Annotated in this window: 11 protein-coding genes; 4 read left to right on the top strand and 7 right to left on the bottom strand. The window is 46.3% G+C overall.

Annotated elements, in window-relative coordinates:
* Positions 1-183 precede the first annotated feature (183 nt).
* The 3 genes from F3J22_RS23575 (at position 184) to F3J22_RS23585 (ending at position 1,694) form a co-directional block, all read left to right on the top strand.
* Entirely contained in the window at positions 184-732 is a 549-nt protein-coding gene (locus tag F3J22_RS23575) for a hypothetical protein (protein ID WP_167020379.1), read from the top strand.
* A gap of 161 nt (positions 733-893) precedes the next feature.
* Positions 894-1,220 carry a helix-turn-helix transcriptional regulator gene (locus F3J22_RS23580; protein ID WP_167020380.1) on the top strand — a complete coding sequence of 109 codons (327 nt, stop codon included), beginning with the start codon at positions 894-896 and terminating at the stop codon, positions 1,218-1,220.
* A gap of 30 nt (positions 1,221-1,250) precedes the next feature.
* Positions 1,251-1,694: an SRPBCC domain-containing protein gene (locus F3J22_RS23585; protein ID WP_167020381.1), complete on the top strand. Its 444-nt coding sequence runs from the start codon at positions 1,251-1,253 to the stop codon at positions 1,692-1,694.
* 70 nt (positions 1,695-1,764) lie between these two features.
* Here the strand turns inward: F3J22_RS23585 and F3J22_RS23590 are convergent, their stop codons facing one another.
* From F3J22_RS23590 to F3J22_RS23610, 5 genes are all read right to left on the bottom strand, one after another.
* Positions 1,765-4,371, bottom strand: coding sequence for a glycoside hydrolase family 2 protein (locus F3J22_RS23590; protein ID WP_167020382.1), 2,607 nt, complete (start codon positions 4,369-4,371; stop codon positions 1,765-1,767).
* A gap of 102 nt (positions 4,372-4,473) precedes the next feature.
* Positions 4,474-5,040: an RNA polymerase sigma factor gene (locus tag F3J22_RS23595; protein ID WP_167020383.1), complete on the bottom strand. Its 567-nt coding sequence runs from the start codon at positions 5,038-5,040 to the stop codon at positions 4,474-4,476.
* 230 nt (positions 5,041-5,270) lie between these two features.
* Complete coding sequence (locus tag F3J22_RS23600; protein WP_167020384.1) at positions 5,271-5,768, bottom strand: TlpA disulfide reductase family protein; 498 nt, start codon at positions 5,766-5,768, stop codon at positions 5,271-5,273.
* A 9-nt stretch (positions 5,769-5,777) separates the two neighbouring features.
* The gene (locus tag F3J22_RS23605) at positions 5,778-6,206 is read right to left on the bottom strand and encodes a MauE/DoxX family redox-associated membrane protein (protein WP_167020385.1); all 429 of its coding nucleotides are present in this window, start codon (positions 6,204-6,206) and stop codon (positions 5,778-5,780) included.
* Positions 6,203-8,443: a hypothetical protein gene (locus tag F3J22_RS23610; RefSeq protein WP_167020386.1), complete on the bottom strand. Its 2,241-nt coding sequence runs from the start codon at positions 8,441-8,443 to the stop codon at positions 6,203-6,205. Before F3J22_RS23610 ends, F3J22_RS23605 begins: the two co-directional genes overlap by 4 nt.
* 288 nt (positions 8,444-8,731) lie before the next feature.
* Between F3J22_RS23610 and F3J22_RS23615 the strand changes: the two genes are divergently transcribed.
* Positions 8,732-11,947 carry an AsmA-like C-terminal region-containing protein gene (locus F3J22_RS23615; RefSeq protein ID WP_167020387.1) on the top strand — a complete coding sequence of 1,072 codons (3,216 nt, stop codon included), beginning with the start codon at positions 8,732-8,734 and terminating at the stop codon, positions 11,945-11,947.
* Between the two features lie 159 nt (positions 11,948-12,106).
* On the opposite strand, the gene F3J22_RS23620 is transcribed toward F3J22_RS23615, so the two are convergent.
* Positions 12,107-12,643, bottom strand: coding sequence for an SMI1/KNR4 family protein (locus F3J22_RS23620; protein ID WP_167020388.1), 537 nt, complete (start codon positions 12,641-12,643; stop codon positions 12,107-12,109).
* Positions 12,644-12,659: 16 nt separating this feature from the next.
* Positions 12,660-13,238, bottom strand: coding sequence for a TMEM175 family protein (locus tag F3J22_RS23625; RefSeq protein ID WP_167020389.1), 579 nt, complete (start codon positions 13,236-13,238; stop codon positions 12,660-12,662).
* Positions 13,239-13,358 lie beyond the last annotated feature (120 nt).

The raw sequence follows: 13,358 nt of genomic DNA on the forward strand, positions 1-13,358 counted from the left end.
TTATGCCTGGATATAACTGGTATAACAACGAAAACAGGGGTAATGTTGGGGGGCGCCTGTGGCGGTTTTCTTGCTCGTATCTACGCAGCAGAGACAGCAAAGGCCTGTGTTTTGTTGTTTTTATTTATGCAGATGATGATCAGATATTGAGATCTGAGGAGATTAATACCTTATCTTTCCGGCATGACAACCAGACAAATCCTGTTTCACCATCTCAAACATCATCTTTTCTCTGTCAGACATTTTATTCAATCCTCTCTCCCAACAGACAACAAACTACATACGATCAAAACCTTTGGCGGATCGCAATTTGATATCTATACCGGCCCATTGCAGACCGAAACAATCACGCAGGAAGTATTACACTATTTAATACGCCAAGACCTCAGCAACCGCGATGCTTTCGAAAACTGGGTCAATACCAATGGCGGGTTCCGCACGATCACCCTTTCCGACAATAGCTCCTGGACACTGCGAATACAGCCAGCCATTGCCGATGCGGCTGCTCCCTTTGTACATCTGCACCCTTCGCGGTATTCGCCCAATACCTTACGTATAAAGGCGAATGCAATGAAAAGTATAGTAGTCTATTATTTGCTGGCCACTGATACGACTATATTAAATTTTACAGTACTGAATGTTTTAAGAGAAAAGCACCTGGACCTCTCTCCCATCGACCCTGCGGGCAATACCGAGGAATTACAGAAAGTTTTCGCCTTACTATCTGCCTGATCACTGATCTTCTGCAACTAATACCGAAGGTATCCGCTGGTTAGTTCTGCGCTTCACGCGGTGGCGATGGCTGCCCAGCTAAGACAGGATTTTCAGAAAATAAATTTTTGTGTAACCAAATGGTTACATATATTTGTAACCGAACGGTTACATAATTAATTATGAGAAGAGATGTATTCCAGGCGATAGCCGACCCTACAAGAAGGGATATCATACAGCTGCTGGCGGGAAAGCCGCAGAACCTCAACAGCATTGCGGACAATTTTGATATCAGCAGACCGGCCATCAGCAAGCATATTAAAATACTGACCGAATGCGGCCTGGTAATTATCCAGGCAGAGGGCAGAGAACGATATTGTCATGTTAGTCTGGGCGGACTCAGGCAGGTAGCCGAATGGACGAATCAGTACCGGGAGTTTTGGAATGAGAAATTGGATGCATTGGGTGATTTTCTGGCAGAAGAAAAGAAGAACAAGCGCAAAAAATAAATCTATTCTTTACATTTTAAATTTAATATCATGGGTAACATTCCATTGGTTGTTGAAACGACCGCGACTCCATTAGTTGTTGAACGTGTATACGATGCTCCGATAGAAAGCGTCTGGGATGCAATTACCAACAATGAAAAGCTGCAGAAATGGTATTTCCGGCTGCCGGAATTCAAGGCGGAGAAAGGCTTTCAGTTTACCTTTATCTGTACTTGTGATGGTGTAGACAATGTGCATTTCTGCGAAGTAACAGAGGTAATACCTGGCCGCAAGCTGGCCTATACCTGGAATTATGAAGGTGTTCCTGGTAGTAGCACCGTAAGTTGGGAATTGCATCCGGAAGGCAGCAAAACACGGCTGGTATTGACACATACAGGCCTGGAAACCTTTGCCGGCGTACATCCTCTGTCTTCCTTTGCAGAGGGATGGGATCATTTTATCAATAATGCATTGCCGAAATTTCTGGAAGCTTAATTCCTTAGGTTGATAAACGTCAGCAGTCATGTTTAAAGCATCACTGCTGACGTTTATTTTATGCAGATGATTACCAGGTTTGCTGGTTATTTTTCATTTTCCCGAGTGTATCCTCATAATTTTTCTTTTCTTCTGGCGGTGCCATTTTCAGGGCTTTTTCTTCCATGGCTATCGCAGCAGTTTTTTTGCCTGCCTTATAGAGCAGATTGGCGTGGGTATCCATATACGCGGGCACTTCTCCCTGTCGCATGGAAAGCTTACTCCAGGTAGCAGCAGTAAGCAACGTAGTGGAATCGGTATAACCTGTAAAAGCGCTCCATGCAAATTTGTTAAGGTCTGCCGCAGAGATAGTAGCTGCAAATTGCTGAATGTATTTATCGGCTGTGCCGGCGAAATGTTTCCATTCCTTATTATTCATGTGATAAATAGTTTTTGCACGCAGATAGATTTCTGCTCCGGGCAGGCCAAATGGTTTAATACTGGCCGCCATCTTTGTCCAGTCGGGGTTTTCATCCGTTCCGGTAATAAATGGTGCGATCTTATCACTGTAAATAATATTCATCAGCTTTATGTCTGCCTGCCGGCCGCCGAGCGTCCGGTTAGCCGCGTCGCGGTGGGTATTGATTAAATTAAATCCTTTATCGTCGGTATTGCTGGTATAGGTAAAGATAAAATTCCACTGACTACGTGTATACGGTGCCGTTAGTTGGCCCATATAAGCTGCGGCAATAGCTTTGGCATTGGCGGGATCGTTCTGTCGGGCTGCCATGGGGGCGAGTTCCTTCAGAAAACCGGTATCCCGTTTACCGGACAGGAAGTCCTGCAACATGGCAGTATAGCGGTTATCCGGGTTGGAGGTATCCATGTCCCTGATCTTAAAATCAGCTGCCAGTGCAGCCGTTGGAGGTATCAGCAGCTCATGGATTGCCCTTATCTGCTGTACCGGAATTTTTATAATCTCCCTGTCGTAGGTGATGAGTCCATTTTCCTCTGTTTCCACGTCGAAAGGTTCGGTATAGATGGAGCCGCTGAGGCCTTCTTCCTCGTATATTTTCAGGTGTTTTACCATGAATGCATATTTGGAGGCAAACTGTGATGGTAGTACGGAAATATAGCCCCATCCATCAGCAGCATTCCACTGGTGGTTGCGTACGCGCACCTGTACACCGCCCCATTCGCCCAGTACGCGGGCCTTTCCGGGGAGTGAAGGTGCTATACCGGGGCCGGGATAGTCGTGGATATCGGTCAGGTCACTGGAAATCCATCTTTGGTTGGGGTCCTGACTTGCCCTTCTATCGTAGTTTTCACCGGTATGTCCATTGATGATACGCCCAGGGTCAGTACTTTTCATCCATTCCGTGAGGCGCTGCTGGTCGTACCTGGCCCAACCTTCATTGAAGAGCACCCAGCAGATGATGCTGGGATAGTTATATAGTAAGGCGATATTTTCCTTGTTTTCGTTTTCGAATTCTTTTTTTGCGGCGGGTGTTTCATCACCGGCAGTTACCATATCCTGCCATACCAGGATGCCTAGTTTGTCGCAGTGGTAGTACCAGCGGGCAGGTTCCAGTTTGATATGTTTGCGGATGGTATTAAATCCCATGGCTTTGACTGCTTCAATATCGAAGCGCAGCGCTTCATCTGTGGGCGCGGTATAGCCACCATCGGGCCAGAAGCCCTGGTCCAGTACGCCGAGGTTATAGGTATATTTTCCGTTGAGGAAAATTCTTTCCTGGCCTTTCTCATCTTTTTTAATAGCGATGGTACGCATACCGGCATACGAATTTACTTCATCACCGGGCTGGTCATTATTTTGCAGTTTGATATTGATATCATAGAGGAAGGGATCTTCCGGCGACCAGTGGTGCACCTGCGGGATGGTGATGGATGCCTCCTGCCCTGCAGGCACCGTTGCCGTGGCTACCACCTTGCCCTTATCCATAATGGCGATCGCTGCGGTGGCGTTGGTATTGGTATTGACCTGTATTTTCAGGGCGCTGTCTGCCGGCGTAATTTTTATGTCGGTGATATATACTTCCGGAACGGCTTCCAGCCAGACCGTCTGCCAGATACCGCTGCTGGCGGTATATCGGATGCCTTGTGGCTGAAGCACCTGTTTACCGTGCGGATTGATGCCCTGATCGGTAGGATCATATACCGCAACGGTGAGGTTATTGTCGCCTGTTTGTAAGAGGGCGGTGATATCGAGGGTAAATGCCTGGTAGCCGCCGGTATGAGCACCTGCTTTTTTACCGTTTACGTATACAGTTGCCTGCCAGTCTACCGCACCGAAGTGCAGTAAAATATGTTTTCCTTTGGTACTTTCATTAACATTAAAGTTGCGGTTATACCACAGTTGCTGGTTGGGCAAGAGGGGCTTTTTCACCCCTGAGAGGGCTGATTCCAGCGGGAATGGTACCAGGATTTTGCCTTGCCAGGTTTTGGGTCTGGGGGCATTGTTGGGAGTGATGGCGTAGTCCCAGAGGCCATTGAGGTTCTGCCATGCGGGCCTTTGGAGCTGCGGGCGGGGGTATTCGGGCCATGGGTTCTCCGGTGAGACGTCCGCCGCCCAGCGTGTTTTGATGGGTGTGGGTTGCATATGCCATGATTGCTGGGCACATGCTAACACTGCTTGCAGGAATAGTAGCAGGGTGAAGAGGAGTCGGCATTTCTTCATAACTAAGCTGGCTATTTGGTAAAAAAATAAATTCCCTGCCAGCAACTGACAGGGAACTGATGCATTTAAGGTGCACCGGATTCTTATTTCGTAGCGGAATTTTTATTGGATATAATGGCCTTTCAGGATCTGGCGGAGGGCTTTCACGCTGCTGCAGACTTCATTTTTGGCTGTCTGCAGGGAGATGCCTCTTTCTTCTACAATTTCCTGGTAGGTACAGTGTTGCAGGTATGCCATTTCAAAAATCTTGCGAGGTTTTGGAGGCAGTTTCTGCATCGCTTTGAGTATCTGGGTATAGATTTCCTTGTTTTCGATAAGCCTTTCCTCTATGATAGCAGGGCGGGTATTATCGTATACCTGTTTGTACTCATCTATTTTTCTGGCTTTCTGCAGCTGGTTATAAGCTTCATGGCGGCAGCAAACCACCAGGTAACTTTTCAGGTTCAGCGGACGGGGAAGTGATTCCCTTCTGTTCCAGATAGCGATAAAAACGTTCTGTACTACATCATCTGCCAGTTCTTTGTCACGTGTTACATAGTACGCTTCTTTGTATAGGCGTTTGTAACATACGTCATAAATTTCTGTAAAGGCATTTTCCTTTCCCAGGTCTAAGAGTTGTACCAGGTAGGAATTAGATACTAAATTGAAACGGTTTTTTGGCTTTGCCATAACTATTGCATTGATCAAGGTTAATGGATTAACCTGTTACAGCAACAATTGGCAACACTTCAAACAATAAGCGATAAATTGCATTGCAGAACAACAACATCTTTCGATGCTCCCCAGTTGTTCATCCTTTATGCAATGATCGATTATTTTTTCAATTCAGCGAAGCACAACATTGTTAATCACTCGTGAATCTCTCAGTTTAAAGATGTAATTAACAATGTCCGCTTTCCTTACTCTTCAGCTACTTTACGAATTTCCCTGAATGGTGTAATACTGTTAAACACCTGTTTGAGCACATGCTGTTTATTGTACACCGCGATATATGGCACTCCCCGGATACCGAAATACTTCATCATCACTCTTCCGGTGTCGATACCGATGGAGATATTAGGATATTTATCCAGTTTAAACTCATCCGAGTAGGCCTTGACATCTGCCGGTTTACCGATGGTCAGCAGGTAAAACTGAATATGTTTCAATGAATCAGCATGTTCGGTCAGTGCCCGCACCTCTGCCCGGCAATAGGGGCATTCAGTGGTCAGGAAGAACAAAACAGCGGCTTTCCCTGGCATGGTATCCACGGTGGCATAGCTGGCGCTGTCTTTCAGCTGATAGGTGATATTCAGTATCCGTTCTCCTTCCTTTCCGGAGCTGAAGGGCGGCGCAGGTGGTTCCTGGCAGGACGCCACCAGGAGCACTACCAGCAATAATGGCAACAAGTATCTCATAAAAACAATTTATAACGCCACTGTATTCTTATTGAGCTGTTTATGGAGCAGCAGGGCATAACCTGCCAGCAAGATAAATACGATATTAAAAATGAGGTGCTGGGTCCAGGTCATTGATTCCAGAACACCGCCGCAGCTGCATGGCAGGTGTGGACTAAACAGCAGTAAGGCAGTGATATAGCCGGTGAAAAGTATCATCAGTACAAACGAACCATACAATGCCTTAATTCTTGTTGCCGGAATCAGCAGCAACAGGCATAAGATCAATTCTGCTATTGGCAATCCCCAGGCTAAAGGCACGGCTATCGGACGCAGTATTGGTGTTGTTTCTATCACTGAACGGAATACGTCATATTCTCTTAGTTTCATGATGCCTGTATATAAAAAAAGGATTGCAAAGAGCAACGATACTAGTTCAATAATGAATGCTTTTTTCATTTATTTGCGTTTTGTGGGTTTGTAAAAGCGGCACCGACTATATATCCTAAAACCAATATGGTAAATGCGCCGGAAACGAGTATAGGAAACAATTGGAAGCGCAATGCTATGGGCGAAGCAAACAGGCTGAACGCGAGGTTCACGCTCCAGAGGGCAAAAGCTAACAGCAAAGCTTTTCTCAGCACTACTTCCTTATGCGCCCCCAGCACCAGCATGAAAATGCACCCGAAGAGGAACAACACGCTCATAACGCCTACCAACGTAGGATAGATATCCAGCACTTTTGCATCGTAGGTTTTCAGGCGGACTTTCACTTTTCTATCTTTATAATTAAACCATACCTTGGCAATCTCCTGCACGCTATCGATGCCCATGTTATACTTTTCCAGGAACTCTACCGGTGGCGTATAATACTTCAGGAAATTTGGCCAGATATAATGTTCCGCAAAGGCCATCGGATAGGTACGTATGATAAAGCTGCCATAGTCTTTAAACAGCGGGCCCATACTGGCCCATCGCTTCAGGTCTCCGGCGGTGCTGTCTTTCTTGAATTGGTTATTCATATACACATGCAAAGGCGTACCCGGACTCCACATATACACGGTGCTGGCCACCAATGCCTCTGCCGGGAATTTCCGTACATCCCGCGTGCTGTCGAAGTAGGTAGTGATCATACTGTCCAGCGTCTTAAACCTTGCCGGCACCGGCTTACGGTGTGCGCTGTCGATATACCGGTAGGTATACATGGCATTGTTGGCCATCTGCCATCCGGAGAATGGCGTAAACTGCCGTATTTTGGTGAGTTCGTAATATTTACTTTCATTGAACTGTATAAACAATCCGATCAGCAGCACTGCCAGTCCGAGTCCGGCCATTTTAAGCCGGAAGCGTTTTCGGGCCAGGAAAAACCCCAGCAGGGCAATGGCGGGATAAAACAGCGCATTATACCGTACCGTAAAGGCAGCAGCCAGCACGATAGCATGCCAGAATACCAGCTTGCCGGTAGGTTTATACATAATCCAGAACAACAGGGTAAACCAGGTCAGGCTCAGTGACAGGAACATGGTGTCGCTGGAAACATAGTTGCTGAGATAGTTGAGTACAGGATTGAATAATACGAAGCAGATCAGCACTATCTTAGTTCCCCTGGCGGGCTTCAGGAAATAGAAAAGCGTGAAGACCAGCGCCAGCAGGCTACTTTCGAGGCACAGGTACTGAAAAGCTACCAGGGCGGTATCCCATTTACAGAATATACTGAAAAGGCGAAGGAACCGCGGATAGCCGATCGGGTAGGTACTGATGTCGAAATTATGATAGGCAGAGTTGAGGTAAGAAAAAGAATCTCCGTGGATATATGCTGCAAATGGATAAAAATATTTAAATACGCAGAACTGTATGATAATGGAGGCTACTGCGATGATCACAAACCAGCGGTTGGCCGGGTTCTGAAAGATAAAGGCTGCCAGTGAGGCATCCTCATAATTTTTATCGGCGAGCTGACTTTTCGCGAAATTGAAATGATCAGCAACAATAATTTCCTGTCTTTCTACGATGATATCGAGTACATTGGCACCAGCGGCGAGTCCTGTCTTTTCCAGTTCTGCCACTGCCTGTTGCTGGAAAGCCTCATCAGGTTCATGCCAGCCGTTTTCAGGCGGGTTTGAATAGTAATGCAGGGCCACCCAAACGTTGCCGGTGGCGGTATCATTGCGGATTTCAAGGTCGGCGGCCTTGATGTCTGCCTGGGCGAGTGCAATATTGCAATCGATGAGGTTAAGGGGCTTCCACTCCCCTGTTTTTTTATTGAGCAGCGATAGCTTTTTGAGTAAGACGCTCACGGTTACCAGCTGCCGGTTTTCCGGCAGGGCGCTGAGGGCTATCTCTCTGGCAGGGCGGTCCAGGATCTTTTTGGCATAATCTTTATACAACTTATTAAAGCCATAGCTGCCAACGCTATATTTCAATGCCGACTCCAGCTGACTGGGTTTTTTATGAGGGAAAACCGAGACTCTCAACCAGGAGAATAACCAGCAAATGGCTCCCCATAGTCCTATTTTACGTAGATTCACTGCGTTTAACTGAACAGGGTAGGCATAGAACTGCTGTTTGTAGAAAAGATAGTCTGGGGTAAGTCCGGAATTCTCTGCTGCATCAACACTATCAATGGCACCTTCCGGGACAAGTGAACCAGGAACCGTTACAGGGCCGGCATCGGACGTTGTTGCTTTTTTACTCATGGGGATAATGATGGTAAGGCTTATGACAAATAAAAATTACTCTTACTGGCATTACAAACAGCCCGCGCTAACATCTTCCCGGTTACCTGTTGCCTACGAATTCCATATCAGCATACTTCGGTAATTTTGAGGACCTGCGGGTGTTCTGCAATATAAACAGGGTGTCTGCAACGGGAACGCAGCCATGCCAATTTGAAATAAAACAGAATTTTAACACTATGTAACACTTAAACCCAGTATTACATATGCGTAATTTTTATACTTTTACTGCCGGAGAATGGCCATATCATGAAAACAGGCAAAAGAATTTTAAGGATAGCAGGAATAACTTTAGCGGCATTATTACTAATAATAGCCATCGCAGCAGGTATCCTCTATAGCCAGCAACAGCGCCTTACCCAAATGGCGGTAAAGGAACTAAACAAACAATTTACGGGTGAGCTGGTGCTGGGAAGCAGCAACATCAATCCGTTCGCACATTTCCCCTATATCTCCATCGTATTGCATGATGTAAAATTCTATGCAAACAAAAAGATGGACACACCACCCATGTACCAGGTGGAAAAGCTATTTGTGGGTTTCAGTCTGCCCGATATACTCCGGCAGCACTATAAGGTACGTATCCTTGTTCTTAATAACGGGGAAGTACATATCAACAGGAAGACGAACGGCAACCTGGACATCGTAGAGGCGCATACGCTCCCTGCGGCAACCACCACACCTGCGGATACGGCTGCTGAAGCAATGATCATTGACCTGCGTAAAATTGTGCTGAAAAATATACTCGTCACCTACCACGATGATGCCGGCGGCTATAAGGTTAAAACGCACCTGGACAAGGTAACCACCGGCTTCAGTATGAATGCGGAGCATATGGCACTGGACCTGGAGAGTAAGATGGAGCTGGATTTCATCAGCAAAACGGATACTACGCTGTTCCGCAATAAACACCTTGCCCTGAATATCTCCGGTGATTACCATCTTAATAAAAAATTACTGCAACTGCAAAAGGCGAATATCAAACTGGAAGATGCCAGTCTGGATATCAAAGGCAGCGCCTCCCTGGCGGCACAGACCAACGTAGACCTGTCTATCAAAGGAGACCGGCCTGACCTCAACCTGCTGTTTGCCATGGTGCCTGCAGACATTGCATCGCGCATGACACAGTACCGTCGCGATGGCCGTGTATTCTTTGACGGTACCATCAAAGGGCAGGTAGACAAAACGCATATGCCGGCCATAGACGTGCATTTTGGCTGTGAAAATGTGTGGTTCGAAAATAAGAACGTCAGCAGAAAACTGGACTCGCTTGGGTTCAGGGGCTACTATACCAATGGCCCGGAGCACTCTCTCAAAACCTCAGAGCTGCATATACTGGACATGAATGCCCGTCCGGGAAAAGGGGTATTCAAAGGGAATTTCATCATGAAGGATTTTACCGATCCGCATATCATCATGCAACTGTATTCTGAACTGAATATCCGTTTTATCGGTGAATTCCTGGGTATCAAAGACCTGGAACAGATCGAGGGGGATATCCGCCTTAACATGAACTTCCGGGAGCTGGTAGATATGCAGGTGCCGGAGAAGAGCCTGGCCAAACTGAAAGACGGCGTGCAGAGTGAGCTGACCGTTACCAACCTGGCTTTCCGCATCCCGAATTATCCATTGCCGGTACGGAACATGAACGTACATGCCATGGTAAAGGATGGCAGTCTGCAACTGGATACCCTCAACTTCAAAATAGGACAGAGCGACCTGGCCGCCAGCGGCTCTCTGAGCGATCTTCCGGCGATTTTCCATAAACAGTCCAAGCCGGTACGTGTCACCTTCCAGGTGAATTCCAACAAGGTACTGCCCGGGGAACTGATGCTGGCAGATACCACGCATAAACGCCTGCGGGAAGAAGTTATCAGTGGTTTCCGCCTGGCGCTGGCATTCGAAACCAGCGTGAATGAACTGTTACATCCCAACCCACTGCCTAAAGGCGTGTTTAAAATTGAAGAGCTCTCCTCTTCTTTTAAACAGTATCCGCATAGTCTGCACGACTTTGCTGCCGATGTTACCATCGGAGATACCAGCCTTTTGGTAAAAAATTTCTCCGGAAATATCGACAGCAGCAACTTTGCCTTTAAAGGGCGGCTCACCAACTATGCGCTGTGGTTCGATAAAATTAAAAAGGGACAGACAGAATTCGCGTTTGACCTGAAATCGGACAGGTTAGCGGTCAATGACCTGATCAGCTCCAAAGGACGTCAGTTTATTCCCCAGGGTTACTGGTACGAACAAACGAATAACCTCTGGCTTCGCGCCAAACTGCAAATGAAGTACGATACTGTTTTCAAACGTGTAGACGCACATATCGCCAATATCAGCGGCACATTGAAACAGCATCCTATTCAGCTTGAAAATATTAAAGGCCGTATCAGGTACGGCACCAACAAATACCTGGTGGTGGATACCCTTACCGGTAAAGTCGGGCAGAGTGATTTCGATATCAACCTGCAACTCTTCGCCGGCCCAGACAGAAAAGGCAACAAACGCAATAATCTCTTCTCTATAAAATCAAAATACCTGAATGTAGATGAAATGATGAACTATGACTTTTCAGATCATAAGGAAGAGGAAGCAGCTACCACCGTACGTACTACTACGGTGAGAGAAAATGATAGTCTGCATGCCTCCGGGTTCAACATCTTCAAAATCAAGTTCAGCAATTTTGATGTTTCGGCAGACGTCGGAAAGATCAGGTACCATAAGCTATGGATCAAAAATCTTGCTGCCAATATCCATATGCAGGAAGACCAGAAAATAAAGATCGATACGATTGACCTGCTGATGGCCGGCGGGCATATAGGCATGCGCGGTGTCCTCAACGCCAGCGATCCGCAGAAACTGTATTTCAGAAGCAGTATAGGACTTGACACGGTGAATCTCAGCAAAATGCTGTTGAAATTTGACAACTTCGGGCAGGATATGATCCTGAACAAAAACCTGCAGGGAACCTTGTCTGGCCGTATCAAGAGCAATATTAAACTGCATCCGGACCTGACGCCAAGACTGGACGAAACCAAGGCCGTAATGGATATTGAAATCAGGAATGGTTCGCTCATAGACTTCGGACCGATGCAGGCGATGGCGTCTTATTTCAAGGACAAAAACCTGCGTATGATCCGCTTCGATACCTTACGTAATAAATTGAATTTCGAAAAGGCAATGCTGGAGATTCCGAATATGAGTATTAATTCATCTATCGGTTATATAGAAATCAGCGGTAAGCAGGCGCTTGACCTCACCATGGCCTACCAGCTGCGTGTGCCGATGAAAATGGTCACCTCTGTAGGTTTTCAGGCGTTATTTGGCAAGAAACAGGAAGAAGTGGACGCTGACCAGGTAGATGCCATTGAGAGCCTGGATAAGGGTAAAAAAGGCAGGTTTATGCATCTGAATATTTCAGGTACGCCGGATAAATATCATATATCGCTGGGTAAGAAGAAAAAATAAAGATGTTCCAGAAATAATTTTATAGATTTTGTTTTCCGGATTTGCAACCGATCTTTACTTAGTGGAGATCGGTTGTTGTGTTTTCTCTACTGCATAGAGACGGCTGGCTACCGCCAGTAAAACAACTCCTGCGACATCCTGATCGTTTTCAGGAAACTATTATCTTTCGCCGACGCCCGGGATTAACTCATCTTCCCAATACTTACTTCCTTCTGCTGCAACATAGCGGTTGAAAAAATCTTTAAATGAATCAGCCACCCGGAACCAATCTTTACGTTTGCCTATACCAGTTGAAACAATAATTTTTCCAAAATTTTCCGGGGAACAGTCTACCACCAAGCGGTCGCTATCACCCAAAAAATTGCCTATGATCAGGTCTGTGCTAACGTACCGCGTATATACCAGATCCGCCTGTTCTTTCCTGGTGACATTGAGCGCCGCCACAGGGTCCAGGATTTCAAGCCCCCACTGGCCATAATTCCTGCAGAAGAACAACTTTGCTGTACTTGTGCTTCTCCAGAAGTAATGCAAATCCGGAGGCACCACCACAGGGTATCCATCAGGTACCCAGGCAATTTCTTCCGGAAAATAACATTCGCTTGTAAATGGCGGATGATCACCTGTCATTTCGAATGTAATGCGGGGCTTTTCCCAATCCCGCTTTAACAGTTCAATCAGTTCTCTTATGTCATTCATCTGTTTTCCCTTTCACTTATTCTTCCAGGGCTTTCTCCACTCCTTTCGAAGGCACAAACCACAAAACAGCTACCATCAGGAATAGTATTCCGGAGAGTATATTACTTACAAAAGCCGCTCCGATGGCCAGTATATAGCATCCAACGGATATCCATGCTTTGAAACGGAGCTTCGACAATGCAATACCGAGTTCTCCCTGTTCGGGGTTCGCTTTTTTAATGGCGTATTGTAAAATGGCGAAGGCGGTACCGCAACAGATCATCACGATGGCATAGGCGGTAATGGGATGTGGTGCGAAGTGATTTTCTCCCATCCAGCCGGTAACAAAAGGCACCAGCGACAACCAGAACAGGAGGTGCATATTGGCCCAGAGTATGCCGGAGGTAACATGTTTCACCGTATGCAGCAGATGATGGTGATTACACCAGTAAATGCCTACGTACATGAAACTAAGGATGTAGCTCAGGAATACAGGATAATTCTTAAACAGGTCCGACCATTCTGCACCATGCGGCACTTTAATTTCAAGGACCATAATGGTAATGATGATGGCAATAACGCCATCACTGAAGGCTTCCAGCCGGGCTTTATTCATAGCGTTAAAATTATGCAGCTAAATATAGGTTAATATCCTGAGTGAAAATTATTTATGCATGATTGTTTATCCTTCCTGTACCGCTGATTCCAAGCTATTTTTAACTAGATAAGTAACATA

Origin of the sequence: Chitinophaga sp. Cy-1792 (assembly GCF_011752935.1) — a bacterium.
Classification (GTDB): Bacteria; Bacteroidota; Bacteroidia; order Chitinophagales; family Chitinophagaceae; genus Chitinophaga.